The following is a 26274-nucleotide window of genomic DNA, read 5'->3' as shown; positions in this document are numbered from 1 at the left end:
GAGAAATATTCCGGGGTAACGCAGAGAGTGATAAATTCGCATTCCGGGCCGCTTGAAAAGCAACATTTCTCTTGAAAGCGCAAATTCGAGAGTATTACAAAACGATATATCGCCTCACGGCGATATGATATACTTGCTTCGCAAGCATGATATACAGCCGCTTCGCGTCTGCATGATATAATATCCGTTCCTTCATACGCCGCAGGCGTATATCATACCCGAAGGGTATATCATATGCCGAAGGCATATATCACCCGTTCCGACAGGAACGGATATCATTGAAAAAAGCACTTGCAAAAGCAAGTGCTTTTTTCTGGTAGGGGCAGAGGGACTTGAACCCCCGACCTCTCGCATGTGAAGCGAGCGCTCTAACCAGCTGAGCTATGCCCCCGTTTCCGTCAGCAAGAACTACTATACCACATAGCAAATCAAAAATCAAGAAGAATTATCATTATTTTTTCAAACTAATCCGCAGATATTCGACCTTCTTTTACCCGCATCGCGGATCTTTACCGCGTCGCGCGGTTTATACCATATAAATATTTTTATTGATTTCTTTGCCGTTTCGGTATATAATTTGATTACAAGATATATATATTCAACACGACACGCTTTCAATGGAGGTGAAGAAATGGCCATCCGTAAAAACAATCCCTACTCCGCGATAACGACCGAGATCAAAGACCTCGCGGAGCTCTCGGTCAAAAGCTACGGCATACTGCCGGAGTTTTATGACGCGCACAACGTCAAACGCGGACTGCGCGACGTCAACGGCAAAGGCGTCGTCGCCGGTCTGACGGAAATATCGACGATAACGTCCTCAAAGCTCGTCGACGGCGTCGATACCCCCTGCGAAGGCAAGCTCTCATACCGCGGCATCGATATCAAGGAGCTTGTCAGCGGTTTTTACGGCGAAGGCCGTTTCGGATTCGAAGAAACCACGTATCTGCTCCTTTTCGGAAACCTGCCGACGAAGCAGCAGCTTGACGCCTTCAAACGCACTCTCGGCTTCTACCGCTCGCTGCCTACCGGATTCGTACGCGACGTGATCATGAAGGCGCCGAGCAACGATATGATGAACACACTCGCGCGAAGCGTGCTCACGCTATATTCCTACGACAGCGCCGCGGACGATATTTCCGTTCCCAACGTACTGCGGCAGTGCGTGCAGCTGATTTCGCTCTTCCCGCTTCTGTCGGTATACGGATACCAGGCGTACAAGCATTATCACGACAAAGAGAGTCTGTTTATCCATCAGCCCGACGCGGAGCTTTCTACCGCGGAAAACATACTGCGTCTGCTGCGTCCGGATATGAGCTACACGCCGTTTGAAGCGCGCGTGCTCGATATGGCGCTGGTACTCCACGCCGAACACGGCGGCGGCAACAACTCCTCGTTCACCACGCACGTCATAACCTCCTCCGGCACCGACACGTACAGCGTTATCGCCGGCGCGCTCGGCTCGCTGAAGGGGCCGCGCCACGGCGGAGCGAATATAAAGGTCGTCAGAATGATGGATGATCTGAAAGAGCACGTTACCGACTTCCGCGACGACGAAGCGATCGACGCATATCTTACCGCTCTGCTGAATAAAAACGGCTTCGACAAGAGCGGCCTCATCTATGGAATGGGACACGCGGTCTATTCCCTTTCCGATCCGCGCGCGGAGATATTCAAATCGTTCGTGCGGCAGTTAAGCGAAGAAAAAGGCGCGAAAGACGATTTTGAACTCTATTCAAAAGTTGAGCGCATAGCGCCGAGGGTCATTTCCCGCGAGCGCAGGATATACAAAGGCGTCAGCGCGAACGTCGACTTCTACAGCGGCTTCGTCTACAGTCTGCTCGGACTGCCGCCGGAGCTTTTCACCCCGATATTCGCGATAGCGAGGATAAGCGGATGGTCGGCGCACCGCCTCGAAGAGCTTATCGGCGGAGGCAAGATAATCCGCCCCGGCTACAAGAGTGTCGCCGAAGAGCGCGGTTACGTCCCGATGGACGAAAGATAAAAAAACGCACAAAAACAGCGGAAAGCAATCGCTTTCCGCTGTTTTATAGCAGTAGATTATTGCCAACATTTTTCGTAAGGCGGATGCCGTCGTCATTATATGTGCACGCCGTAGTAACGCCGGAGTTCGTAACGGTCGCAAGTCTGCGCCCCTTCTCCCACGTCATCGTCATACCGTTGCGATAGTCCAGCGGATTGCCGATATCATCGTAGGTGATATACTATCACTTTTCGATATAGAATCCCCATACACAATTACTGAATTCCCCAGCTGCAAACCTTTTGGTCTTTCCTCTAATTATTACTGTGTATACATTAAGGGTATGTTCTTGTTGGCGCATCGGTTCAACCACAGTTACCCTTTCCCCAGTATCTTCCCAATTATAATTGAAAATATTAACACCAAAAATCTTACAGTTTCCATCAAACCCAGTCTTTTTATATTTCCACGTTTTTTTTAACAGCATTCTAATCCCCTCACTTCAGTAGGCGTTCAAGATGCCCCTGCCTTTGAAGATTTGCAACGGTATGATGAAATGCAGGGAATATGTGACGTTCCCCGAGTTCCATTTCTACATGGCAAGTTGGACACCGTTGTAGCAGTACTTCGTCTCAACGCCGCTGTGAACCTTTGTGTTGCGCTATTCTCCGTTTTCTATTTTTTTGAATACAATTATCTCTCCGCTATTAAAGAGGGTGCTTTCTTCAACTCTAACAGCAAATGCCTTATCCTCATAATAAGCGGTTCCGCTCATCAATAGCTGTGAATCTGTTGATACGATATTCGGGATTCCGTCATCCTCTGTCAGCGAATCTTCCTCCGGAATATATTCGTATATATAAAAATCATAAATCATACGTCCGAAAACAACTTCAATGTCGATTTCCGAATTGTCTGTTTTTAATTTACCGATTCCATCCGATCCGTGCATAAAATAAACATAGTCCCCATTAGCGGTTTTTGTTTTAAATGGCTGACCCTCGCAAATCGTGAAAGTAATTGAGCCGTCTTTTGAAATCCACGAAGAATCAACCTGCATATCGGGTCTCTTAAGAAGTGCAATTTCATCCGTATGATCGGGATGAGCGTCCATATATAAGTATACCACCATACCCGCGATTATCAGTAATCCAAATACAAAACACGCAATAAACCATTTCGTCGATTTAGGCATTTTTACCCTCCTATTTTGTATCTGGAAATAAACAATGATCCGTATTCATATGGAGCATCGTGCGATATACTATTTTTATACCTTCTAATATTTATCTTTCCCGTAGGCCATTATTTTCGCAACGCGGCGCTCGTGCCTGCCGCCTTCAAACTCGGTCGAAAGGAAGGTTTTCACGATATCAAGCGCGGTGCCGACGCCGGTAACTCTGCCGCCGATGCAGAGGATATTCGCGTCGTTATGGAGGCGGCAGTATTCCGCGGTGAAATGGTCGGTGCAGAGCGCGGCTCTGACGCCGTCGACCTTGTTGGCGCAGATGGAAACGCCGATGCCGGTGCCGCAGAAGATCATGCCCTTTTCGTATTCGCCCGCCGCGACCTTTTCCGCAATCGGAAAAGCGATATCGGGATAATCCACGGATACGTTCTCATGGACGCCGTAGTCGAAATACTCGATACCCTCGCGGTCAAAGTACGCCGTGACCGCCTGTTTAAGTTCAAATCCGCCGTGATCGCTGCCGATGATGATCATAATTGCTCCTCCGTTTTTTCGTTTTGAAGTCTGGCGTTGCGTTCCCGCTCCGCCTGTGAAAGCCGTATGTAGTTGACGGCGAACGCCTCGGGAGAAACAGCGTTCGCCGCGTTCTCAGCGGCGATGAGCGCGACGTTCCCCGCGCTGACGCCGACGCGGCCTTCACCGGCTATGCGGCAGGCCGCTCCGCGCTCCGCGAATCTGTCGCGGCAGAGAAGCGCGCCGTCGCCGATGAGCAGGACGTTCTTCTCGCCATTAACTTCGTCGATCAGCGCGTCGATGGCGAGCGCTCTGTCCTCGCAAACACGCTGAATAACACCGTTGTCAACCCTGAAATTCGCATTGTAAACCTGCCCGCAGCGCGCGTCCATAACGGCGCAGACGAGCCCGCCGCAGTCCTTCGCGGCGTATGCCGCGGCGTGAAGCGACGAAACGCCGACGCATTTCAAGCCGGCACCCGCCGCCATACCCTTCGCGGCAGCCATACCTATGCGGACGCCGGTAAAAGAGCCCGGCCCGACGGCAGCGGCGATATAATCCATATCCGCGACCTTCATGCCGAGCGACGAAAGCAGCCAATCCGCCGAAGGCAGCAGCGTCGCGCTGTGAGTCTGTTTGGTGTCGATATATACTTCGCCTATTACTTTATCGTCGTATACGGCGACGGAAGCCGTCTTGCCGCAGCTGTCAAACGCAAGAATCCGCATTATGCACTCCCTCTATCGTAATTATCCGCTGATCCTCGCTTTCACCGCGAGAGATCGTCACGGTGACGTGCGGAACGTCAGCGAACGCTTCTATATTCTCCGACCACTCGACCGCGATGACCGCGTCCGTCTCGAGATAGTCGAAAAATCCGATCGAATACAGGTCGTCCGCAGAGCCGACGCGGTACATATCGAAATGCGCCAAAGGAAGCCGTCCGCCTCCGTACTCCTTTACAAAAGTGAAGGTCGGGCTGCTTACGGTTTCCGGCGGGATGCCGAGCCCCGCCGCAAGCCCGCGGACGAAGGCGGTCTTCCCCGCCCCGAGATCGCCGCGGAAAAAGAGCACGTCTCCGGCTTTAAGTCCCGCGGCGTATTCGGACGCTATTCGTTCGGTTTCCAGGACGGAATTGCTTATCATATCAGAAAAGTCCTTTGATCTCGCCGTCGGGCGTGATGTCGATATTGACCGCCGCCGGAACCTTCGGGAGACCGGGCATAGTCATGACCTTGCCGGTATAGACGACCACGAAGCCCGCGCCCGCGGAAACCTTCGCGTCGCGGACGGTGATGCGGAAATGCTCGGGGCGGCCGAGCAGCGACGGATCGTCGGAAAGCGAGTATTGCGTTTTCGCAACGCAGATCGGCAGCTTGCCGTAGCCGTTCTCGGTCATGTACGCGAGCTCACGCTCCGCTTTTTCGGAGTATTCGACTCCGTCCGCGCCGTATATCTTCGTCGCGATGGCGTTGATCTTGTCTTTCAGAGGCAGATCGAGGTCGTAGCAGAAGCGGAAATCGCTCAGCTTCTCGACCGCGGCGCACACCTTCCTCGCGAGGTCGACGCCGCCTTCGCCGCCGTTGGCGAAAACGGTGGTGAATGAGTAGTCCACGCCGTGCGCGGCGCAGTATTCGCCGATAATGCGCTTCTCTTCGTCCGTATCGGTCGCGAACTCGTTTATGGCGACTACGACGGGAAGTCCGTAAGACTGGATATTCTCTATGTGCTTTCCGAGGTTCACTATGCCCTTGCGAAGCGCTTCGGTATTCTCGGCCTTCAGCTCGTCCTTCGGTACGCCGCCGTTGTATTTGAGCGCCTTGACCGTTGCGACGAGCACGACGGCGTCGGGATGTATGCCCGCGGCGCGGCATTTGATATCGAGGAACTTTTCGGCACCGAGGTCGGCGCCGAATCCGGCTTCCGTCACAACGTAGTCGGCGAGCTTGAGCGCAAGCTTCGTCGCGCGGACGGAGTTGCAGCCGTGCGCGATATTCGCGAACGGGCCGCCGTGGATTATGCAGGGGGTGTTTTCAAGCGTCTGCACGAGGTTCGGCTTGAGCGCGTCCTTGAGCAGTACGGTCATCGCGCCGTCGGCCTTCAGATCGCGGGCGCGGACGAGTCCGCCGCTCCTGTTATACGCGACGATTATATCGCCGAGGCGGCGCTTGAGGTCCATAAGGTCGGACGCAAGGCAAAGGATAGCCATTACTTCGCTCGCGACGGTGATGTTGAAGCCGTCCGGACGCGGCTGGCCGTTCGCCTTGCCGCCGAGGCCTATCGTTATTTCGCGAAGGGCGCGGTCGTTCATATCGACGCAGCGCAGGATAAGCACGCGCTCCGGGTCGATATCCAGCTCGTTGCCCTGATGGATATGATTGTCTATCATCGCGCAGAGGAGGTTATTTGCCGCGGTCAGCGCGTGCATATCGCCGGTGAAGTGAAGGTTGATATCCTCCATCGGCACGACCTGAGAGTAACCGCCGCCGGCGGCTCCGCCTTTAATGCCGAAAACCGGGCCCATCGACGGCTCGCGGAGCGCGGTGATCCCGCGCTTGCCGAGCTTCGCAAGCGCCTGGCCGAGGCCGACGGAAACGGTCGTTTTACCCTCGCCCGCGGGCGTGGGGTTGATGGCGGTCACAAGTATCAGCTTGCCGTCCGGACGTGACGCGGTTTCGGCGTACAACTCCTCGGAGAGCTTGGCTTTGTACTTGCCGTAATACTCGAGCATATCCTCCCCTATTCCGAGGCCGGCGGCTATATCTTTAACCGGTTTTTTCTTTGCCTCAAGGGCGATTTCAATATCGGTTTTCAACGGAATCTCCTCGCTTTCGTCGTTACTTTATCCAACAACACAATAATAACACAAATCAAAAGAAAAATAAACCTTTTCTTTCGCAATTTTTTGTGGTAAAATGAATATGGTGAGAATATGCCGAAAGTATTCAAATCAATTTACACATACTTGAAAGAAACGGACAAGTTCCTGCTGGTCTGTTCGCTTCTTTGCGCCGCGGCGGGCATTCTGATGGTCAACAGCGCAACACTTGTGACCGGGAGCCACCGCGACGTTATTATGCAAACAGTCGCGCTTTTTGCGGGTATCTTGCTCATGATCGCGCTCTCCGTAATATCCTATTCGATGTGGAGCCAGATACCCAAGCTGATCTTCGCAGCCGGAGTTATCATTCTTGTATTGACGCTTATATTCGCGAAAACGATAAACGGCTCGAAGAGCTGGATACAGATTTTCGGCATAAGCTTTCAGCCGTCCGAGTTCGTCAAGCTGTTGTTTATTCTGTCGTTCGCGACGCATCTTTCCGCAGTTGAGGAGAATATCAACCGCATCAGCAACGTACTGCTTCTTTCGGCGCACGTCCTGACTTACGTGATACTGATCTACCTGCAGGGCGACATGGGCTCCGCGCTCGTTTATCTTGTTATCGCGCTTGCGATGCTGCTGATCGCGGGACTCAGCTGGAAATACTTCCTCGCGCTCGGAGTGGCGATAGTTCCGATAGGCTTCCTTCTTTATAAATTCGTGTTTTCGGAATACCAGATAAGACGTATACTCGTCATCTTCAATCCTGAGCTCGATCCGCTGAATTACGGATGGCAGACGATTAGAAGCGTCACGGCTATCGGATCCGGCAAGCTGACCGGACAGGGCTACGGATCGGGGATCATGACTCAACGCGGACTTATACCTTCGATAGAAAACGACTCGATTTTCGCCGCCATAGGCGAGGAACTCGGGTTTATTGGTTCGGTGCTCGTCCTTATACTGTTGACGGCGCTGCTTCTGCGCATTCTGCGCGTTTCTACAAACGCCCGCGATACGAATGGAGCTTACATTTGCATAGGCGTATTCGCGATGCTCGCGTTTCAGATGATGGAGAATATCGGCATGAGCCTCGGACTGCTGCCTATAATCGGGATCACCCTCCCCTTCTTTTCTGCGGGCGGCTCTTCCATGATCGCAGTATTCGGCGGCATAGGATTGGTAATGAGCGTTCATCGGGGAAAAACCATGTTCGATTAGTGTATATAACGAAGCGCCGCCGTCTGTTGCTCAGACGGCGGCGCTTTTATTATTCGTTTTATTCGAGCCCTACGGAAATACGGAGTATCTTCAACGCGTCCACGACGGTTATCGCACCGTCACCGTCCATATCCGCGATCGAGATCGCCTCCGGTGTTTCATCAACGAGTTTTGCGGCAATCCGAAGCGCGCCGAGCGCGTCGGAGACGGTTATTATTCCGTCGCGGTCAAGGTCGCCCTTCAAAACCGGCTCTTCAAACGCCTTCTCGATAATGGGATAAACGTCGGAACGAACGTATCTGCCGTTAGAATTCGCAACGACGTACCAGCCGGAACTGCCGTCCGCTTCGCCCGTGAACGGAAGCGTCCAAACGTCGCCGTTGTCGCTGACGGTGTATTCGCCGAGAGGTTCAACGCCGCAGGTCGCGCTGAAATAGGAAGTGTTTATCTCCCTGTCGGACTGAACGTATTCGATATTCATCGTATAGTTCTCCGCGATTCCGGCTTCCTCCGGATAATAATGGTTGACGTCAGGATAAGAAGCGGAATAGCAGCGGCTCGTGATCGTGTTTTCGCCGACGTCCATATATCTGAAGTATCCGGCGCCTCCGTCGCTTGTGCCCCATGTCGTCGCCCAGACGCCGTTTTCGAGCTTATAATCAAACTGATAGTTGTGCAGCAGTTCAAGAACCGTAACTCCGTTGTTCATTTTTTGATACAAATTATGGGACGCGGGTTCGTGTCCGCAAAGGACAAGGCGGACGTTGGTGTTCGGCTCGATTATCTTCTCGATGATCTTGTCCGCGAAACCGTAACTGCCCGTCAGAAGCTTGCCGCTCGTGCTGAGGAACTGGTGCGTGAGAATGACCGCAGTACGGTGCGGATACATCTTCAGCACCTTGTTAGCCCATGCGGCTCCCTCGTCTGTCGTTTCATGATTCAGACCGAGGTAGAGGAAGATGAAATCGTGTCCGCCTATCGTAAGCAGGTCGTAATGACTGGTGTTGCCAAGATAGCCGCCGCCCCACCACGGCTGATAATCGTAATACTGCGAACCGAAATAGGTATTCCAGTTATCGTAATACAGGACCTCGTCGTTCGCGTTGCCCACGTCGTGGTTGCCGGGAGTGACGCCGTTCGGCACGTTCGCTTCATCAAGAATGTTGTGAATGCTTCTCCCGAGCTCGTATTCAGAGATAGACGTCTTCGTATTTACCACGTCGCCGGTGTTGCACACGTAAGCGATATTGCCGCCGTTGTATTCGCTGACGAACCAGTTGAACTGCTCGGTCATAAAGTGGCGGTATCTTTGAGTTGAAACGTAATACTGCGTATCCGTCGTCCACGCGAACGTATCTGCGCCGTTGCCGTAAAGGTATTCGGAAACGCGCACCTTAATCTTTCCTTCAGCGTCCGCATAGCTTTCGGGCGAAAGCGCGAAGTTATACTCATTTTCGTTACCGCTCTTATCGCCGCGCGTCAGGAACTGCCACGCTCCGGCTTCGGGATCGTAGACCTCAAACTGCAGCGACTCGTTCTTGATCGTGCCGCCTTTATACGTGACGTAAACGGTATCGGTTTTTCCTGACGCGTCGATCTCAAACGCCTGATACGGAATCGAGGTCGTTTGGGAAATCGTGGAATACACGGCGCTTCCCGAAAGGTCGATCTCAACCTCTCCCTGCGGATCGCGCTGTTTCATATCGTTCAACGTAGAGAAATTCTCAACGGCAACTACGGGAAGAACGTCGGCCTTATAGAAATTATACTGCGTATCCGGATCGGCATAAGCGGACATCTTTATCTCGCCGCCGCCTTCGGAAACGGTAACGCCGTAGTCGGCTTCTTCGCCGATACGATTGACAAACGGCGCCTCATTGTCGAATATAACTCCGGCAGTGAGCACGCATTCTTCGCCGTCGAACGCTTTCAGCGTTTTCATACCGTCGCGGTAAGCGGCGGTGTCGACGGTGTAGTCGCGGCACGTTTCGCCGTACGCGTTAAGATAACCGTCGCCCGAAGGCAAAATCGCCTTGCCGTCAACCGTTACGGAAATATTCGCGTCCGCGGACGCCGAACGCACGGTGAAACCGAACTCGCCTGCGGCGGCTCCGACGTTGGCGGTCCATGAATAGTCGGAAGCCTTTTTCCAGACACGCAGGTCGGAAACATAAAACTTCGTGTTATACGCGGCGTTGCCCTCGCCGGGAATCAGCGTAAGCATGACAGCGTTGATTTCATCAAGGTGATCCGAAATGCCGCCGACCGTCCATTCGTTATCCGCTGCGAAATCTGAAATATCAAACGTCGCAACGTTATCAACCGGCGTTACCTCGGCGCTTCTGTAAACAAAGCCGAGAGGATAATCGGCATAGCTCTCGTTATCCGTCAGCGGTCCGCGGCTCGGAGCGGTCAAAAGCTTCATGACCACCTTGCCGTTTGAAGGATATCCTCCGAGCCATACGCTGATCTTTTCAACGCCATCGAGCGAAACGTCTCCGAACGCGTTGCCGTTGCGCGGAAACTCGTGAGCGTTTTCTTCAAAACCTTTGATAGTACTGTCGGAAGCCGTCACGGACGCGAAACTGAAGCTTTCATATTCTTCTCCGTCGGCCGGAGACGCCAGCGTCACCTCGAGAGACTTGGGCGAGGCGTCCGGATGCACAGCGCTTGACGTGCGAACGCGCTGGAGATTCTCGCGCCAGACAAGAGCCACCTGCACCGCGGACAACGACTCAAATCCGGGAAGCTGAGCGGATATATACTCATCATAAGCTACGGCGCCGAACACTGAAGTACACGCCATACATGAAAAAACGACGAGCGCCGCCAGCGCGACGGCAACAATCTTATGCACACTTCTCATAAGCGTCCTCCGATTCTTGATAAACAGATATTCTCCGCTACTCTCCGGCGAATATCTTTTTTATATCCTTTTCACTCAGATACCTGTACTTGCCGCACGGGAGCAGACCGAGCGAAAGGTTACCGATACGCTCGCGCTTCAGACGCAGGACTTCAATACCGAGAGCCTCGCACATCCGGCGGATCTCTCTGTTTTTTCCTTCGAATATGGTCAAATGCACCGTCTGCCTGCCGTCCTTCGGCGGAGAAACGGTTATTTCCGCGGGTGCGGTCTTTTCGCCGTCGAGCTCTATGCCCTCGGCAAACGCTTTTTGATCGTCTTCTGAAAGCTGGCCGTTGACGACGACTTTATAAGTTTTGCCTATGTGAAAGCGCGGATGCGTCAGACGGTTTGCGAAATCGCCGTCGTCAGTAAACAGCAGCAGACCTTCCGAAAGCATATCAAGGCGGCCTATCGGATATATCCTGCCCTTCACGTCTTTGACAAGATCGGCGACGCATTTTCTGCCCTTCTCGTCGGACATAGTGGTAACGTATCCGCGAGGCTTGTTGAGCATTATGTAGATATGAGATCTCGGCTTGAGCGCGACGCGCTTGCCGGCGACCTCTACCCTCGACTTTCCGGGAACAAGCTTGTCGCCGAGTTCGGCTGTTCTGCCGTCGATCTTAACCTTGCCCGCGAGGATAAGCTCCTCGGCGGCGCGCCGCGAAGCGACCCCGCATTCGGCGAGAAACTTGTTGATTCTTATCGGCTCCTGTTTAGCCATACTTACTCCGCTTCTTCTTTCGCAGCGTCCATTGCCTCTTCAACGGCTTTTTCGGCTTTTTCCTTAGCCTTCTCCTTCTTGCTCTTGCGCTTGAACATATTGGAAAGCTTCTCAATGACCGTCGGGACGGACTGGATCGCCTTATCTATGCCGCTCTCGTCCGGGTCGACGGAAAGCACGCGGACGTCGCCTTCCTTTATCGAAAGGAACGCGACCGGCGTGATCGAAACGCCTGCTCCGCTGCCGCCGCCGAACTTCTGCTTCTCAGGCTGCTTGCCGAAGTCGGAACCGCCGGAAGCGAAGCCGAAACAGACCTTGGAGATCGGTATGATAGTCGTGCCGTCCGGAGTCGTGACGGGATTGCCGACAATCGTATTGACGTCGATCATATCGCGGATTCCGCTCATTGCGGTGCTCATAAAATCGTTGATCTTGTTTTCGCTCATATCAAGCCACCCTTTCAATAGTTATGCGCGGGCGCGTTTGGGTCCGCGCCTCATTGCGTTGAACAATATGCTTATACCCGCTCCGACAGCGGAAAATACGAACATCCTTATCTTAACGAACGCGTCAAGCTCCGGCTTCTGCGCCGTGAAATCCGGGTATATATACACGTTCTGTTTTTTCACCTTGAAGCATTCGTTGATAAAAGCGTCAAGCGCGGCAGCGGCGGCGCAGGCGGAGCCGTAAAGCACCGCGGTCTGCGCGGCGTCCCCCGTAGCGACGCGGCAAATCAGCCGGAAGCGAGTCACGGTCAGCCTTTTCGCGATAATACGAAAGGCGTCCCGAGCAAACGCGACCTTGTCCTTGAACTCGTTTATCCGTTCGGAAAGCGTGCGTTTCCTCACTCTTTTTTGCTTCTTTTCGGTTTTTTCGGTTTCCTTTTCCGGCTTATCCTCTTTTATCACAACGCCGGTTATATCGATAAAGGCGAGCTTTATCTTGACCTCCGGTTCGGTGTTTTTAAGATCGACCGTGAGGTAAACCGGGAGCAGCAGAAAAAGCAGAATAAGCGCAGGCAGGATCAAAAGCAGATACCACCACATAGTTCCTCTCCGTGCAGACGTCAGTCCGCGTTTTCAGCGTTATCGGCGTTTTCAACGGCTTCCGCGCCTTCGGCGGCCTCCTGCTGCGCTACCTGCTCGGTGTATTCCTCTATCGTCATCTGTTCGGGGTCGTCGCCTTCAAGCCGAGGCAGCTTCGGCAGATCTTCAAGAGATTCGAGATTGAAGCAGCGCAGGAAGTTGTCGGTCGTTCCGTAAAGCAGCGGCCTGCCCGGGATATCAAGTCTGCCGCGCTCTTCAACGAGGCGCTTTTCGCAAAGGCTGCCGACGATATAGGAACAGTCTACGCCGCGGACGTCCTCGATAAAGCTCTTCGTTACCGGCTGATTATACGCGATTATCGCAAGCGTTTCCATCGCCACGTCGGAAAGAACAGCGTTGCTGCGAAGTTTGAGCGCGGTACGGATCTCCTCATAGAAATCGCTCTTTGAGCAGATCTGATAACTGCCGTCAAGGGCGACAAGCTCAATACCGCAGCACGCGTCGGCGTAACGCCCGGATATATTCTTTACACATTTTTCAAGCGTATCCGCGTCGATACCGACTGCTTCGCAGATTCTGTCTGCCCCTATCGGGTCTCCCGACGCGAATATGACGGCTTCCACGGCCGCTTCGGTTTTTGAGAGATTCATAGCTACCTCTTATTTCACTTTATGCTTGAGTTTTTTTCTGGAGTCTTTTGTCATCGTCATCGCAAGAGCCGTACCGTCGTTCTCTATATGTACCCTGCCGGCTCTCGCGAGCTGCAGCGTTGCAAAGAACGCCGCGACCGCGTCTCCGCGCACGTTGTCGCGTCCGACAAGTGAAAGCAGCGTAACACGCGTTCTCCGCGCAAGTCCGCGGAGTATGGCGAATATCTTTGACGCTATACTCGTCGTTCGGCGCAGGACTATGCGCGAGATCGACTCCGGCGACGCCTTGCGTTCGCGCTTGCGGACGACCGCCGACGAAATGGAATAATAGGCCTCGCGAAGCTCTTTTACGTTGTGCGTGCGCGTGTAAGTGTAATCGATCTCCATCTTGACCGGCTCGCGCACGAAACGGTAAACGCCGCTCTCATGCTCGCGGAAGTTTTCCGCCGCCTGCTTATAGCGCTCGTATTCGAGCAGCAGGTTGACCAGCTCTGTGCGGGGATCCTCTTCCTCCTCGTACTTAGGCAGCAGCATTGCGGACTTTATCTGAACAAGCGTTGCCGCCATAGTCAGAAACTCGCTGGAAACTTCGAGGTTCTCGCGGCGCATAACGTCGATGTGTTCGATGAACTGCCTGAGCAGCTCCGCGATGGGAATGTCGTAAATATTTATCTCGTTCTTGCGTATCAAACCGAGAAGCACGTCAAGCGGGCCTTCGTACGCTTCGATTTTGTATGTTAAAGCTTCCAAAGATACCCTCCTTACGCTATACCGAATATGCCGAACCAGATGTTATAGAACAGATCCCAAACCTTGCCGGCAACCCACGCAATCGGATTGAAAACGTCGGTGTATATCAAAACCATCATCACGGCAAAAAGCCCGATCTGAAAATAAGTGCCGTATCTGTTGTAGTAATACGAAACCCTGCCCGGAAGGAAGGTATCGACAAGACGGGAGCCGTCAAGCGGCGGAACAGGTATCAGATTGAATATCGCGAGATAAAGATTCAAATACGTCATCTGATAAACTATCGTGCCCAAAACCATCAGCAACGCGTCCCCGAACGAGGCGCCCGAAAAGCCGCCCTTTCCGTAGTAAATCGCAAGAACATTAAACTTCGCGAGAAGAGCGAGGATAAACATACAAATAAATGACTGCAGCACATTGGAAAGCGGACCGGCCGCCGCCGTTATCGCCATACCGCGCTTGCGGTTCTTGAAGTTGTTGGGATTGACCTGAACGGGTTTCGCCCAGCCGAAGCCGGTCAAAACCATGCAGAGAAAGCCCATTATATCGAGATGGGCAAGCGGATTTATACTCAGTCGTCCGGTTATGGCCGGCGTCTGGTCGCCGAGCTTTACAGCGGTATACGCGTGCGCTAATTCGTGAAACGTCAACGCGATGATAACCGCCGGAAGCGTTATCAGAATCATTACCGGATCTTCTAAAAATCTCGAAATCATAATACCTCTCCTTATACGCTATATATTATACAATATATCCGCGTCAATATCAAGAGAAAAATGACGTTAATCGCGAATTAGAGAAAGAAAAAAGGACGGGTCTCCCCGTCCTTCCGAAAGCAGCGTTCATTTTGCGGCGTTTTCACCGGCAAGCGCTCCGGTAGCCATAGCGATATGCATATTGTATCCGCCGGTCAGCGCGTCGACGTCGATGACCTCTCCCGCGAAATATAAGCCCTTTACGAGCTTCGACTCCATCGTTTTCGGGTCGATCTCTTTGACGTTCACGCCGCCGGAAGTGATTATCGCTTCTTCGACGGGACGCGTGCCCGTTACGGCGAAATCAAGCTTTTTCAGCAGTGCCGCCAATTTCGTGCGCTCCTCACGCGTAACGGAATTGACCTTTTTATGCGGATCTATACCGGAAAGGTCGACGATAACGGGTATCATCTTTTTCGGAAGCAGATCGTCGAGTGAGTTCGCGAAGTCTTTGTTCGGATTCGCCGCGAAATCGCGCGCGATACGCTTTGACAGTTCCTCGGTTGTCAGCGCGGGCTTGAGGTCGACGCTGACGGAATAGCGCTTTCCCTGCTCCATATGCGCGGACGCGGACAAAACCATCGGACCGGAGAGTCCGAAGTGCGTGAACAGCATTTCGCCGAAGTCACCGAACACAGGCTTATCCTTTCCGTCTTCAGTCAACGTCAAAGCGACGTTTTTAAGCGAAAGCCCCATGAGGCGTTTAGCCGTGCCGCCGGCCGTAACGAGCGGTACGAGCGAAGGGCGTATCGGCTCGACGGTATGCCCCGCCTCTTTCGCGAAACGGTATCCGTCGCCGGTAGATCCCGTGCGCGTATAAGACGCGCCGCCGGTAGCTACCACGACGGCGTCTGCTTCAAGTTTACCTGACGAGGTATCGACTCCGACAGCCGCGCCGTTTTTGACGATGAGCGATTTCACCTCGGCGTTCAGATACTCGCACCCGGCGCTTTTCGCCATCGCGTATACGGCGTCGACGACGTCTACCGCCTTATCGCTTACGGGAAAAACGCGGTTGCCGCGCTCCGTTTTCAGGGGCAGTCCGGACGCCTCAACAAGCTCCATAAGCCGCTGCGGAGGCAAAAAATATAACGCCGAATACAGAAAGCTGGCGTTTTTCGTCACGCTTTCCATAAACCGGCGTACGTCGCAGTTATTCGTAAGGTTGCATCTGCCCTTGCCGGAGATCATCATCTTCCTGCCGGGGCGGGCGTTTTTATCGACTATCAGAACGGAGGCGCCGTTTTTGGCGGCGAAGTATCCGCAAAGCAGTCCGGCGGTTCCCCCGCCGATTATCACAACGCGTTTCACTAACAGTTCTGCAGACCGTTCGTGATGAGCTCAACGAGCGTATCGACGGCGAGCTTTTCATCGACTCCGTCGGCGCTGATCTTCACGGTCTCGCCGCTGAGAACTCCGAGCGAAAGCACTCCGAGGAGGCTTTTGGCGTTGGCGCGGCGGTCGCCCTTTTCGATCCAGATGTCGCCCTTGAACTCGTTGGATTTCTGAATGAAAAACGTTGCGGGTCTGGCGTGCAGTCCGACTTTGTTATTAACGACAGCTTCTTTGATGATCATACCGGAACCTCCGTGCGTATTTATTACACTATTATTTTATAGCATCGGCGCTGATTCGTCAAGAAAAACAAGTTGTAAATAGTGCCGTTTTTAACCGCTGAAAACCGTCGCCGATTATCACGATTGCACAATTTGTGCCCGAATCGCCGCAGGCGGGCACTATATCTTGCGAAAGCGACAAAAAGGCGGACGCCTCGCGACGTCCGCCTTTCTCATTCACCGGTTATGGTATTATTCGGGCTTTTCTTCCGTGTTATCTTCCGGCTCTTCTTCTGCCTTGCACTCGTCGCAGTCGCACTCGCACTCGTCGTCGCATACGTCGTCAAGGAATATCTCCTTGCCGCAGGCGGGGCAGAAAATGCTCTCTTTGCCGAAGTCCTCTTCATCGAGGCAGATGGTCTCGCCGCACTCGGGGCAATCGAACTCGCAGTAATCTTCGAATTCATCGTCGTCATACAGCGCCTCTTCTACGTCATAGAGATCCTCGTCCATAGCCTCGGCGTACTCGTTGAGGTCATAAACGTCGTCCTTGACTTCTTCGATGTCCTCGGCTATAGTGTCGAGCGCGTCAACAACGGCGGCGAAAAGCTTCGCTTCCTTGCTGTCCTTATCTAAGTCAAGACCTTCCATAAGCCCTTTGATGTATGCGATCTTTTCCTGAGCAGACATAATTATAGCTCCTTTATTTTCAAGTATTGTAACCTTGTGAAATCAAATCGTCAACCCTGGACGCGCTGCAGGTATTCGCTCGTTCTGGTATCGATCTTGATAACGTCGCCCTCGTTGATGAACAGCGGCACCTTGATCGCGGCGCCGGTTTCGAGAGTAGCGGGCTTGGTGACGTTGGTGGCGGTGTCGCCCTTGACGCCGGGCTCGGTCTCGGTGACCTCGAGCTCAACGAACAGCGGCGGCTCGACGGAGAAAACGTTGCCTTTGTAGGAAACGATCTTGCATATCATATTTTCCTTTACAAACTTGAAGTTGTCGGAAAGTATGTTCTTGCTGATTGGAACCTGCTCGTAGGTCTCGCCGTCCATGAAGTAGTAAAGGTCGCCGTCGTTGTAAAGATACTCCATATCCTTGCGCTCGACGTAGGCGTTTTCAAACTTCTCCGTGGGGTTGAAGCTGCGCTCGGTGACGGCTCCCGTGATGACGTTCTTCATCTTGGTACGCACGAAGGCAGCGCCCTTTCCGGGCTTGACGTGCTGGAACTCTACGACCTGCATTACGTCGCCGTCCAGTTCAAAGGTTACGCCGTTTCTGAAATCTCCAGCTGAAAGCATTTGCATTCCTCCATTTTCAGTATATTTTTATTTTAAGTCATAAACGCGATAATTGCAAGATAATTTTTACATAATTTTGCTATTTCGCGATTATTACACCTCAACAGCGAGTTTCGCGGCCACGCGGAGTATCCTCAACGCGTCCGAAACCGTTATCTCGCCGTCTCCGTCCGCGTCGCCTATCGCAACGGCTTCAGGCGTCTCCTCGGCAAGCTTGGCGGCGATACGGAGCGCAATAAGCGCGTCGGAAACGGATATTTCACCGTCGCCGTCCATATCTCCCTTCATTACGCCGAGCTGAACGGTTATCGCAAACGTCTCCGTCGTCGTATGTCCGTCGCTGTCGGTAGCGGAGTAGGTAAGCACATAGTCGCCGGCTTCCTCAAAGGTGTAGTTCAGCCCGTCGAGAGTCACGGTGCCTTCGGCGTTCGCAAGCGTTACCGAGACGGGCAGATCGCCGTCGTTCTCGTCATAAGCCGACGCAGTCGGGAAAACGTATTCCGTTCCGACTTTGAACTCCCCGGGCATCTCCCCGTCAATCGTGATAACGGGAACGCAGGAATCATTATACAGCTGCTCAACGGTTTCATAAGCGGCCGCGAGCTTTCCGGCGTCCGGAACGTAAGCGTTGAGGAACGTCTCGCTCTCGGCGTCGCACGCCTTTTTGAGCGCGAGCACCTCTTCCCTGTCGGCAAGCGTCAGCTCGTCGGGGAGCGCGTTTATACGGGCGTTGAGTTTGTCGTAATACGACGTCTTGACTATGCTGTATCCGTCGGTGTAGTTACCGTAGTGCGAGTAATCGCCGATTCTGGCGAGCGAACCGTCAGACTTGTAAACCCATCCTTTGAAGATGAGCTTTCCGCCTTTTATTTCGATCGTGTTGAACGTCGGGAGATTCGGCTGCGCGGCGCAGGCGACCTTAACGATGGGAAAGTTCGTCGGATTCGGGTTGTGGTATTTACTTCCGGTAAGCGATCCGCCGTTCACGTACGTCGTTCCCTCAGGGTCAACGATATATGTATCGCCGGTCACCGCGTCCGTTATGGTCGTAGTATTCCGACCGGAAACGTCCGCGCCGCCCTTCATCGAATTTGTGCGGAGCCATATGTGGTCGTGGCCCTGCATCATTATATCGACGCCGTATTCGTCGATTATCGGAACAAGCAAAGAACGTATTTCGACCGTCTCCGCTTCGTTTGTATGCACCGGGTACGAATACATACCCTGATGCTCGATTATAAATTTGAAGTCGGCGTCTTTGTGCGCTTCAAGATCTCTTATGAGCCACGCGTATTCCTTATCGAGCATCGCTTTTCTGTTATTCGCCTCGGCTATGTTGCCGTTAAGGATAATGAAATGAGCGTTGCCGTAGTCAAACGAACAGTAACTTCCGCGTTCGCCGGTATCGGGGTCGGAAAGGAAGTGATTCGCAATCCACATATCCCAGCCCCAGCTGTCGTGGTTGCCCATCGTCGGCGCGAGAGTAGAGTTACGGTAGAAAGCTTTATTGGTATCGTAGTACCATTCCCAGCACTTCTCATAGTTACCGTGGTCGCTTTCATCGCCGCAAACGACGAGGAATTCCGCGCCGACGGTACGGACAGCTTCGTTCCAGCTCTTCGCGACCTGCCGGTACTGACCGAAAATCCTTTCGATTTTATCTTCTTCCTCGCTGTCGGTGTACGACTGCGGGTCGCCTCCCATAATAAACGCGAAGTCAGCGTCGCCGTCGTCGGTGCGCAGATAGCAAGGATTCGACCAGATCTTGTCTCCGTCGCCGTAGCGGTACCAATACTCGGCGCCGGGCTCAAGGCCGTCGACCGTAACGCAGAAGCAATACGGCTTTTCCGCGTTCTTCAGTTTGGATTTTGCGCCGGTATACGTTACGGCGTCGGTAAAATCGGGGTTCAGCTTTCCGTAAGGCACGACCTGAACGACTGCTGCGGCAAGGTCGTTCTGTGACATCCAGCTCATATTTCTCGCCGTTCCGGCGTCGTCTTTGAAGTTGACGTTGAAGTGAGAAAGCTGATTCTGCGCGACGTTCTCGGAGACGAACGGGAAAACCATTGAATAACCGGCGTCATCGCCCACCTGCGTCTTCACGCAGAAGCACATGTCGGACGTCACCGTTCCTTTGTAGTTATAGGAAGTGTTGCCGGGCGAGGTCCTCGTTTTGGTAGTACCGTACTGCAAAGACTCATCGACCTGCCCCGCGGTTGCGTTACGTGTGTATATCCATTTATAAGCGGCGTTTTCCGGCAGAACGACTCTGTATCTTATGAGCCCATTCTCGGCGTAAGCCGCAACGCCGACTTCGGCGACAAGCGAAATCGAACCGTTGACGGCGGCGGCTTCGTCCATCTTCACATAACTCGCGGCCGAAGGATCCCACACCTGCATAATCATCGTACCGGTCGTATCAGACGCGTTGAGACGCCCCTCATAGCCGAGTATAACGACTCCTTCGGCACCGCGCACGTCAGCTTCAAAAGCCTGATACGGATTCCGACTGCGATCGGTACTCCACGTGACGTAAAAATCGCCGTCCGCTCCGCCGAGGTGTCTTTCACTCGGGTCGGACTTGACGCTGCTGATATTTCCTCCGTCAAAAGCGGAAAAACCGAAAACGTCAAACTGAGTCGCGGCGTAAAAGCTGACCTGTGTGGAAACGCCCTTTTCAGAACCTATGTACGCCTGAATAAACGCCCCGGTCGAGGTCGATACCGCTTTGCCGCCCACTACTCTGACAGGCGAAACCGCGGAGGCGTCGAGCGAAAACCGAACGACTCCGAAACCGGTCAGCATAGCGATACAAATGACGAGGGATACGATTCTCGAAATCCTTTTCTTTGTCGAATTCATACCGATACTCCTTTACAAAAACAATGATACGCCTTTTACACTATCGTACATTTTAACACAGCGAAAAGGGGTTGTCAACGATATAGAGGCAAAAAACCGCTCCCGACCGCAAGATATTGGTAAAAAAACTGAAAATAATCGTACATTTTGTAAAAATCACTCTTTACTTTTTTCAAACATACAATTATAATAGTTACCATATAAGGCCGATTGATAAAAAGGACAATCTGCCAACTCCGGCAAAGGATGGTAAAACCTATGAGCGAAAACAAACCCATTATTCTTCCCGATCTGGGAACATTCGGCGCCGACGCCGGTCTCATCAGAATGGAGCAGACCAGCGACGGACGCTACACCCGCGGCGTCAACGGCGTCGAGGAGATCGCCGCCACCGGCGACCGCAAGGTCGAGTTCGTTTCCTTCGGAAACCAGACTCTCGCCTGCGTCAAATCCGCGATCGCGTTCCCGGTCTATTATCCCGTTTACCCCGTATCCATCGAGCGCCCGCTGAAAGCGGTCCTTATGGACCTTGACGGAACCTCCGTCCGCAGCGAGGAGTTCTGGATCTGGATCATACAGCTTTCCGTCGCGAGCCTGCTCGGCAATCCGAAGTTCGAGCTCGAGGAGGCTGACCTCCCCTACGTTTCCGGCCACAGCGTTTCGGAACATCTTAAGTACTGCATCAACAAGTACTGCCCCGACAAGAAGCTCGAGGACGCGAGAAACTTCTACTTCGAGCATACCCACAGGGAGATGCAGGAGATCATGGAAGGCCGCGGCAGAGAAAACGCATTCGTCCCCACCCCGGGACTCAAGGATTTCCTTTATGAATTAAAGGATATGGGCGTGAAGATCGGTCTCGTCACCTCCGGCCTCTACGAAAAGGCGTGGCCCGAGATCCTCTCCGCGTTCAAGACGCTGAAGATGGGCGATCCGAAGGACTTCTACGACGCGATAATCTCCGCCGGCTTCCCGCTCCGCAAGGGCAGCGTCGGAACGCTCGGCGAGCTTTCGCCGAAGCCGCATCCGTGGCTCTACTCCGAGACCTGCGTCGTCGGTCTTAACATCCCCTTCGCCGACCGCGCTCACGTCGTCGGCATCGAGGACAGCGGCGCCGGCGCCTGCTCCATCAGACTCGCGGGCTACGCCACCATCGGCATTTCCGGAGGCAACATCGAATCCAGCGGCACTAAAGCGCTCTGCTCGCACTACACCGATTCGTTCGCCGAAATAATGAACATAATCAAAGGATAAGGAGAAACGAACATGGACAAGAATCAGAAGATCCAGTGCCACTTTATCCCCAACACCCATTGGGACAGAGAATGGCGCTACTCCGCCAGACGCACCCAGTTCATGCTGGGCCAGATGCTCGACCTGCTTTTCGACATCCTTGACAAGAATCCCGACTACAAGCACTTCCACCTCGACTCGCAGACGATGCCCGTTCAGGACTATCTTGAGGTCTATCCCGAGAAGAAGGAAAAGTTCCAGAAGTACGTCCGCGAAGGCCGCATAGCCATCGGCCCGTGGTTCTGCCTGCCGGACGAGTTCTGCGTCGGCGGCGAATCCCTTATCCGCAACCTGCTGCTCGGCCATAAGATCGGCAAGGAGATGGGCGCGGTCAGCAAGACCGGCTACTCCCCCTTCGGCTGGGGCCAGATCTCGCAGATGCCGCAGATCTACAGCGGCTTCGGCATCCGTTTCGCCTCCTTCTACCGCGGACTCAACCCCTACGTCGCGCCCAAGTCCGAGTTCTTCTGGGAAGGCGCCGACGGCACGCGCATCTACGCCTCCCGTCTCGCCACCCGTCCGCGCTATAACGTCTGGTACGTCGTTCACCGCCCGGTGTATTTCAACGTCGAGGACGTCAACAACCGTATCTTTAAGTGGGACAGCACCAACGGCGTATTCAAGTTCATCGACTCCGAACGTCATCCGATGGATATGCAGTATACCCATCCTTTCTATAAATACTTCACCGAGAGAGTCGAGGACGCCGGCAAGGCCGCGCTCAAGGAGCAGGACGGCGAATGGACGACCAATCACCGCTTCTGGTCCGAGAGCCACGACTCCTCCTTCCCGGACGCCAGAGAAGTCCGCATGGTCAAGGACCTCAACGACAAGCTCCCCGAATGCGACGTTTTCTTCTCCTCCCTCAAGGAGTTTGAGGACGCCGTCATCGAGAACTTCGACCCCAAGTCCACGCTCATAAAGGGCGAGATGAGACGCCCCGCGACAAAGGGCAGCGTTTCCCCGCTGATGGGCTGGGTCTGCTCCGCGAGAATGTATATCAAGCAGTCCAACTTCCGCACCGAGCGCGACCTGACCTATTACGCCGAGCCGCTCGCGGTCTTCGCCGCGTTCTGCGGAGCCGCGTATCCGAAGAACTTCATCGCGCTCGCGTATAACTACCTGCTGCAGAACCACGGCCACGACAGCATCGGCGCCTGCAGCCGCGACGTCGTCGCGGACGACGTCATGGCGCGTTTCAAGCAGTCCCGCGAGATAAGCAGCTGCGTCTATGAGCGCGCGTTCATCGACGTAGCCGGCGACATCAAGCTCGAGGGCTTCACCGAGGACGACAGCGCCATCGTAGTCTACAACCCCGCGCCCTTCAAGCGCACCGAGGTCGTCGAAGCCCGCGTCGAGCTTCGCCCGAACCCGAAGAGCGACAAGAACCAGGCGTTCCACATCTACGACGAGGACGGCAAGGAGCTCGCCTATCAGCTCGTTTCCACCAACCGCAAGAACGAGCAGGTCGTCCAGTTCATGCACGACTCGCCCAACGTCATCCCGACCGAGCAGTATGAGATCCGTCTCGAAGTTTCCGACATCCCCGCGATGGGTTATAAGACGCTGAAGTTCGTCACCGTCAAGGGCGGCGAGAGACAGAAGACTCCCGAAACGATGCTCACCTCCCCGACGACGATGGAGAACGAATACCTCGCCGTTTCGATGAACCCCAACGGCACCTTCAACGTCATCAACAAGGAGAACGGCAGAGAGTTCAAGGGGCTCGGCTTCTTCAAGGATTCCTCCGAGATCGCGAACCCGTGGGAGCACTTCACCGTCGAGCAGGAAGAGGTCTTCACGACGCTCACCGAATCGCCCCGCATCTCCGTCTGCCGCAGCGGCAAGCTGGAAACCTCCTTCAGAGTCACGCTCGACTGGATGCTTCCGGAATCCCGCGCCGAAGGCGACAAGAAGAGAAGTCCGCACCTCGTCCCCGTTTCCATCGACAGCGTCATCACGCTGCATAAGGGCGCGAAGTACGTCGCCATAGAGACAACCGTCAACAACCGCGCCGAAGACCACTACCTGCAGGTCGGCTTCCCCACCGGCATAGTGAGCGACAGCGTTTACGTCCAGGGACAGTTCGACGTTGTCAAGCGCCAGACCGCGAAGCTCGACTACTCGCTCTATGACGAGCTGCCGATGACCGAGCATCCGATGAACTCCTTCGTCACGATGGAGGACGGCAAGGACGGCGTCGCGCTGCTCAACTTCGGCCTGAAAGCGTACGAAGTCGACGACGCCGACAAGGACCGCACGATGTACCTGACGCTGCTGCGCGCCTTCCCGCTGCGCATCTGCGTCTGCTCGATGCAGGATTACAGCCAGATCGACAAGGGCTCCCAGTGCCTCGGCAAGCACACCTTCAAATACGCCTTCTACCCCTACACCGGCGATTACGAGAAGGCGAAGGTATGGCAGATGTCCGAGCGCTTCACCCTCGATCCTTCGCTCGCGCAGATCGCGCCGAAGGACGGCGGCAAGAACCCGATGACCCACTCCTTCCTCGAACTGAAGGAAGAGAACCTCAACGTCAGCGCCGTAAAACAGAGCGAGGACGAGGAGGGCTACGTCGTCAGACTCTTCAACTACTCCGACAAGACGATCAAGAACGCCATCCGCCTCAACAAGGGACGCGCTCCCATCGAGACGCCCCAGTCCCCCTGCGAGAGAGAAGCGGCGGAGTGGTATCTGCCTCCCTACGACGGCAGGATGTGGAGCAAGTGCAGCGTCGTAACGCTCGAAGAGCTTCCCGAATCCGAGCTTGCGATCGGCAAGGACGGCTTCGTCGATTTCGAGATCGCGCCGAAGAAGATCCTCACGCTCAAGTTTGTGAGATAAAACGAAAAGATACGACAAAAGCCGCTGCTCAATCGAGCAGCGGCTTTTTTACGGAAGCGAGTATCGTTAATCGGCTTTACCAAAGTATTTATCCAATTCGTAAACTGCCTCATTTTCCCATGTCTGTTCGCTTAACTTAACGCCCGTGAATACGATCTGCCGTTTTTCGGTATCATAAACGTAATATCGCTCGTCCGTCCGGCAAACAATCCCGACGCTATCGCCGAAATATATCTGCTTCAATCCGTCAAACTTCTGCCTGAACACTTCAGAGCCGTCGTCAACGGAAACGCCGACGAGTTCTTCTCCCGCCATATAACACGCTGCCTTGCCGTTCGTTGCGAAACAAGACGCGTCAGCGGGAACGTCTCCGAGATAGGTGATTTTGCCTTCAGGCACGTCGGCGATATTCGGAAAGCGAATGAGCTTGCAGTCCTTCGTTATAACAACGAACTCCGTACCAAAGCCGCCGAACTCTCTGATAGGTCTGTCGAGTATTCTTTCGGCAACTCTTGACGAGTTGGTAATCCTGTAGAAATAACCTAAAATGCCGAAGCCGCCCAGCCATTCTTTCAGAGTTTCGCTGCCGTCGTAGATATAATAGTTGTAGGTCCCGCTGTCAACGTTCTGCGGAACAGTCGGATCGAACGGAAGCGCGTTCCCGCCATGCGAAGAGCTTTCGCCGGTTTCGCTTTGAGCGTCGCTCGGCTTGGCGCAGGCGGTAAGAAGCGGCGCCGCAAGCGCGAAAACAAGGATAATCGATAACAGTTTCTTCATTTACTTGCCCTCCATTTCGGATCATCGCAAACTAACAATATACACATTAAAGCGGATACTTGGCAAATCAGAATCACTCTTCGGGCAAATAATCGAGCCACCAACGCGAGTAATATGGAGTGAAGAGCTCCATATCAGATCCGGTCTGGATGCCCGCCGAAACGGTAGCACCGGATATAACATCAATATAATGGCTTTCGGCCGGATAAACTTTATATATTTCTTGAAACTCCCATTGCTTTTGGTTAATCTCCCATGTTTCTGTGTTTTCATCAATATCGAATATGTAATCCTGGTCTTTTGGGTGGTTTTCTTTCTTTTCGTGATATACACGAGCGTAATCTTTGTTATCAATAGACCATACAAACTCGTGATTCGAAACCGCCCAAGCATCATAAGGTTCTTCAGTGGTTTTTGCTGCTAATCGGCTATCCCCGTCATAAATATACGCGTATCTAATTTCAAACCCATCTTCAACAACGGCTGTAAAAATAATTATGTCACCAACAATCCTTATCGTATGCCAATAAGAATAAATAGCATCATCATTATTATCATCGGATTTACGACAAATAAAATTACCTGTATAGATCACTCTTGTGTTATCTCCATTAATAATTTCAAGCTTATTCCCGTTGACCGCAACTCCATGAGTGTTTTGAGTAGCAGATTTACTCCTTCCTGACAAAAGAACTACAGGGACGGTTTCGTCTGCATTTTCGGGATAGTAGAGCAGTTCAGTAGGTGGATTAATTCTGTCAAACTCAACAGGAACCGCGAAGTATTCATCTGCGGTAAGCGCGTTTTCCTGCTCCGAAGACGAGCCGGACGAGCTTGACGTCGTTTCCGGCGTCTTCGCGCAGGCGGTAAGAAGCGGCGCCGCAAGCGCGAAAATGAGGATGATCGCCATAAGCTTTTTCACTGTCGTTCCCTCCTTGACGAATTCGGATCATAATAAACGAAATACGAGTAATAAGGCGTCCTTTTCCGATCACAGTTATATTATATCACGAAAAAAGGAAAAAAACGGTTACAAATTAGTTACAGTTTTGTAACCTTTTTGTTACTTTTAAGGCG

At 53.4% G+C, this 26274-nt stretch carries 24 protein-coding genes and 1 tRNA gene; 4 read left to right on the top strand and 21 right to left on the bottom strand.

All coding sequences use genetic code 11. From position 1 onward, the window contains the following. Positions 1-314: 314 nt before the first annotated feature. A tRNA-Val gene (locus J5441_06375) sits at positions 315-391 on the bottom strand. Between the two features lie 240 nt (positions 392-631). Here J5441_06375 and J5441_06370 point away from each other — a divergent pair. Continuing rightward, entirely contained in the window at positions 632-2005 is a 1374-nt protein-coding gene (locus tag J5441_06370; GenBank protein MBO4934773.1) for a citrate/2-methylcitrate synthase, read from the top strand. Between the two features lie 223 nt (positions 2006-2228). Here the strand turns inward: J5441_06370 and J5441_06365 are convergent, their stop codons facing one another. The 6 genes from J5441_06365 to J5441_06340 form a co-directional block, all read right to left on the bottom strand. Further along, a complete protein-coding gene (locus J5441_06365; protein ID MBO4934772.1) occupies positions 2229-2471 on the bottom strand; it encodes a hypothetical protein in 243 nt (80 codons plus the stop codon). Between the two features lie 174 nt (positions 2472-2645). After that, the gene (locus J5441_06360; GenBank protein MBO4934771.1) at positions 2646-3179 is read right to left on the bottom strand and encodes a hypothetical protein; all 534 of its coding nucleotides are present in this window, start codon (positions 3177-3179) and stop codon (positions 2646-2648) included. An 84-nt stretch (positions 3180-3263) separates the two neighbouring features. Continuing rightward, positions 3264-3707: a ribose 5-phosphate isomerase B gene (rpiB, locus tag J5441_06355; GenBank protein MBO4934770.1), complete on the bottom strand. Its 444-nt coding sequence runs from the start codon at positions 3705-3707 to the stop codon at positions 3264-3266. Beyond that, positions 3704-4414 carry a tRNA (adenosine(37)-N6)-threonylcarbamoyltransferase complex dimerization subunit type 1 TsaB gene (tsaB, locus tag J5441_06350; protein MBO4934769.1) on the bottom strand — a complete coding sequence of 237 codons (711 nt, stop codon included), beginning with the start codon at positions 4412-4414 and terminating at the stop codon, positions 3704-3706. The genes rpiB and tsaB overlap by 4 nt, the downstream gene beginning before the upstream one ends. After that, positions 4395-4832: a tRNA (adenosine(37)-N6)-threonylcarbamoyltransferase complex ATPase subunit type 1 TsaE gene (gene tsaE, locus J5441_06345; GenBank protein ID MBO4934768.1), complete on the bottom strand. Its 438-nt coding sequence runs from the start codon at positions 4830-4832 to the stop codon at positions 4395-4397. Before tsaE ends, tsaB begins: the two co-directional genes overlap by 20 nt. Position 4833: 1 nt before the next feature. Further along, on the bottom strand, positions 4834-6501 hold the full coding sequence (locus J5441_06340; protein MBO4934767.1) for a formate--tetrahydrofolate ligase: 1668 nt from the start codon (positions 6499-6501) through the stop codon (positions 4834-4836). Between the two features lie 117 nt (positions 6502-6618). On the opposite strand from J5441_06340, the gene J5441_06335 reads away from it, so the two are divergent. Further along, positions 6619-7728 carry a rod shape-determining protein RodA gene (locus J5441_06335; protein MBO4934766.1) on the top strand — a complete coding sequence of 370 codons (1110 nt, stop codon included), beginning with the start codon at positions 6619-6621 and terminating at the stop codon, positions 7726-7728. A 58-nt stretch (positions 7729-7786) separates the two neighbouring features. Here J5441_06335 and J5441_06330 read toward each other — a convergent pair whose 3' ends face one another. The 12 genes from J5441_06330 to J5441_06275 all read right to left on the bottom strand — a co-directional run bounded on the left by J5441_06330 (position 7787) and on the right by J5441_06275 (position 20283). Continuing rightward, positions 7787-10594, bottom strand: a complete 2808-nt coding sequence (locus tag J5441_06330; protein MBO4934765.1) for a hypothetical protein — start codon at positions 10592-10594, stop codon at positions 7787-7789. Positions 10595-10631: 37 nt separating this feature from the next. Further along, on the bottom strand, positions 10632-11360 hold the full coding sequence (locus J5441_06325) for an rRNA pseudouridine synthase (GenBank protein MBO4934764.1): 729 nt from the start codon (positions 11358-11360) through the stop codon (positions 10632-10634). A gap of 2 nt (positions 11361-11362) precedes the next feature. Continuing rightward, positions 11363-11806: a GerW family sporulation protein gene (ytfJ, locus tag J5441_06320; protein MBO4934763.1), complete on the bottom strand. Its 444-nt coding sequence runs from the start codon at positions 11804-11806 to the stop codon at positions 11363-11365. Positions 11807-11827: 21 nt separating this feature from the next. Beyond that, positions 11828-12406 carry a DUF2953 domain-containing protein gene (locus J5441_06315; protein MBO4934762.1) on the bottom strand — a complete coding sequence of 193 codons (579 nt, stop codon included), beginning with the start codon at positions 12404-12406 and terminating at the stop codon, positions 11828-11830. A 20-nt stretch (positions 12407-12426) separates the two neighbouring features. Further along, positions 12427-13056, bottom strand: a complete 630-nt coding sequence (scpB, locus tag J5441_06310; protein ID MBO4934761.1) for an SMC-Scp complex subunit ScpB — start codon at positions 13054-13056, stop codon at positions 12427-12429. Positions 13057-13065: 9 nt separating this feature from the next. Further along, complete coding sequence (locus J5441_06305) at positions 13066-13806, bottom strand: segregation/condensation protein A (protein ID MBO4934760.1); 741 nt, start codon at positions 13804-13806, stop codon at positions 13066-13068. A gap of 11 nt (positions 13807-13817) precedes the next feature. Further along, on the bottom strand, positions 13818-14522 hold the full coding sequence (locus J5441_06300) for a site-2 protease family protein (GenBank protein MBO4934759.1): 705 nt from the start codon (positions 14520-14522) through the stop codon (positions 13818-13820). A 126-nt stretch (positions 14523-14648) separates the two neighbouring features. Then, complete coding sequence (locus J5441_06295) at positions 14649-15872, bottom strand: NAD(P)/FAD-dependent oxidoreductase (protein MBO4934758.1); 1224 nt, start codon at positions 15870-15872, stop codon at positions 14649-14651. Further along, positions 15872-16138, bottom strand: coding sequence for an HPr family phosphocarrier protein (locus J5441_06290; GenBank protein ID MBO4934757.1), 267 nt, complete (start codon positions 16136-16138; stop codon positions 15872-15874). Before J5441_06290 ends, J5441_06295 begins: the two co-directional genes overlap by 1 nt. A 231-nt stretch (positions 16139-16369) precedes the next feature. Next, positions 16370-16807 (bottom strand): hypothetical protein, encoded by a 438-nt coding sequence (locus J5441_06285; protein ID MBO4934756.1) that lies wholly within the window; start codon positions 16805-16807, stop codon positions 16370-16372. Positions 16808-16857: 50 nt separating this feature from the next. Beyond that, complete coding sequence (gene efp, locus J5441_06280; GenBank protein ID MBO4934755.1) at positions 16858-17421, bottom strand: elongation factor P; 564 nt, start codon at positions 17419-17421, stop codon at positions 16858-16860. 93 nt (positions 17422-17514) lie between these two features. Beyond that, on the bottom strand, positions 17515-20283 hold the full coding sequence (locus J5441_06275; GenBank protein ID MBO4934754.1) for a metallophosphoesterase: 2769 nt from the start codon (positions 20281-20283) through the stop codon (positions 17515-17517). A gap of 258 nt (positions 20284-20541) precedes the next feature. Between J5441_06275 and J5441_06270 the strand changes: the two genes are divergently transcribed. Both J5441_06270 and J5441_06265 read left to right on the top strand, forming a co-directional pair. Next, positions 20542-21537, top strand: a complete 996-nt coding sequence (locus J5441_06270; GenBank protein MBO4934753.1) for an HAD family phosphatase — start codon at positions 20542-20544, stop codon at positions 21535-21537. A 12-nt stretch (positions 21538-21549) separates the two neighbouring features. Then, positions 21550-24420, top strand: coding sequence for a hypothetical protein (locus J5441_06265; GenBank protein MBO4934752.1), 2871 nt, complete (start codon positions 21550-21552; stop codon positions 24418-24420). Between the two features lie 66 nt (positions 24421-24486). Here J5441_06265 and J5441_06260 read toward each other — a convergent pair whose 3' ends face one another. Both J5441_06260 and J5441_06255 read right to left on the bottom strand, forming a co-directional pair. Then, positions 24487-25197: a hypothetical protein gene (locus J5441_06260; GenBank protein ID MBO4934751.1), complete on the bottom strand. Its 711-nt coding sequence runs from the start codon at positions 25195-25197 to the stop codon at positions 24487-24489. Between the two features lie 73 nt (positions 25198-25270). Further along, positions 25271-26119 (bottom strand): hypothetical protein, encoded by an 849-nt coding sequence (locus tag J5441_06255; protein MBO4934750.1) that lies wholly within the window; start codon positions 26117-26119, stop codon positions 25271-25273. Between the last annotated feature and the right edge of the window lie 155 nt (positions 26120-26274).

This window comes from Clostridia bacterium (assembly GCA_017620395.1).
Lineage (GTDB): Bacteria > Bacillota > Clostridia > Oscillospirales > RGIG8002 > RGIG8002.
Note: the sequence above shows the minus strand (reverse complement) of the source record. Positions and strands in the feature narration are given on the sequence as shown.

Excerpts from the sequence above, each read along its gene's own strand:
- J5441_06370 (MBO4934773.1), top strand. The coding sequence starts at position 632 with ATGGCCATCCGTAAAAACAATCCCTACTCCGCGATAACGACCGAGATC.
- J5441_06365 (MBO4934772.1), bottom strand. The coding sequence starts at position 2,471 with ATGCTGTTAAAAAAAACGTGGAAATATAAAAAGACTGGGTTTGATGGA.
- J5441_06360 (MBO4934771.1), bottom strand. The coding sequence starts at position 3,179 with ATGCCTAAATCGACGAAATGGTTTATTGCGTGTTTTGTATTTGGATTA.
- rpiB (MBO4934770.1), bottom strand. The coding sequence starts at position 3,707 with ATGATCATCATCGGCAGCGATCACGGCGGATTTGAACTTAAACAGGCG.
- tsaB (MBO4934769.1), bottom strand. The coding sequence starts at position 4,414 with ATGCGGATTCTTGCGTTTGACAGCTGCGGCAAGACGGCTTCCGTCGCC.
- tsaE (MBO4934768.1), bottom strand. The coding sequence starts at position 4,832 with ATGATAAGCAATTCCGTCCTGGAAACCGAACGAATAGCGTCCGAATAC.
- J5441_06335 (MBO4934766.1), top strand. The coding sequence starts at position 6,619 with ATGCCGAAAGTATTCAAATCAATTTACACATACTTGAAAGAAACGGAC.
- J5441_06330 (MBO4934765.1), bottom strand. The coding sequence starts at position 10,594 with ATGAGAAGTGTGCATAAGATTGTTGCCGTCGCGCTGGCGGCGCTCGTC.
- J5441_06325 (MBO4934764.1), bottom strand. The coding sequence starts at position 11,360 with ATGGCTAAACAGGAGCCGATAAGAATCAACAAGTTTCTCGCCGAATGC.
- ytfJ (MBO4934763.1), bottom strand. The coding sequence starts at position 11,806 with ATGAGCGAAAACAAGATCAACGATTTTATGAGCACCGCAATGAGCGGA.
- J5441_06315 (MBO4934762.1), bottom strand. The coding sequence starts at position 12,406 with ATGTGGTGGTATCTGCTTTTGATCCTGCCTGCGCTTATTCTGCTTTTT.
- scpB (MBO4934761.1), bottom strand. The coding sequence starts at position 13,056 with ATGAATCTCTCAAAAACCGAAGCGGCCGTGGAAGCCGTCATATTCGCG.
- J5441_06300 (MBO4934759.1), bottom strand. The coding sequence starts at position 14,522 with ATGATTTCGAGATTTTTAGAAGATCCGGTAATGATTCTGATAACGCTT.
- J5441_06290 (MBO4934757.1), bottom strand. The coding sequence starts at position 16,138 with ATGATCATCAAAGAAGCTGTCGTTAATAACAAAGTCGGACTGCACGCC.
- J5441_06285 (MBO4934756.1), bottom strand. The coding sequence starts at position 16,807 with ATGTCTGCTCAGGAAAAGATCGCATACATCAAAGGGCTTATGGAAGGT.
- efp (MBO4934755.1), bottom strand. The coding sequence starts at position 17,421 with ATGCTTTCAGCTGGAGATTTCAGAAACGGCGTAACCTTTGAACTGGAC.
- J5441_06275 (MBO4934754.1), bottom strand. The coding sequence starts at position 20,283 with ATGAATTCGACAAAGAAAAGGATTTCGAGAATCGTATCCCTCGTCATT.
- J5441_06270 (MBO4934753.1), top strand. The coding sequence starts at position 20,542 with ATGAGCGAAAACAAACCCATTATTCTTCCCGATCTGGGAACATTCGGC.
- J5441_06265 (MBO4934752.1), top strand. The coding sequence starts at position 21,550 with ATGGACAAGAATCAGAAGATCCAGTGCCACTTTATCCCCAACACCCAT.
- J5441_06260 (MBO4934751.1), bottom strand. The coding sequence starts at position 25,197 with ATGAAGAAACTGTTATCGATTATCCTTGTTTTCGCGCTTGCGGCGCCG.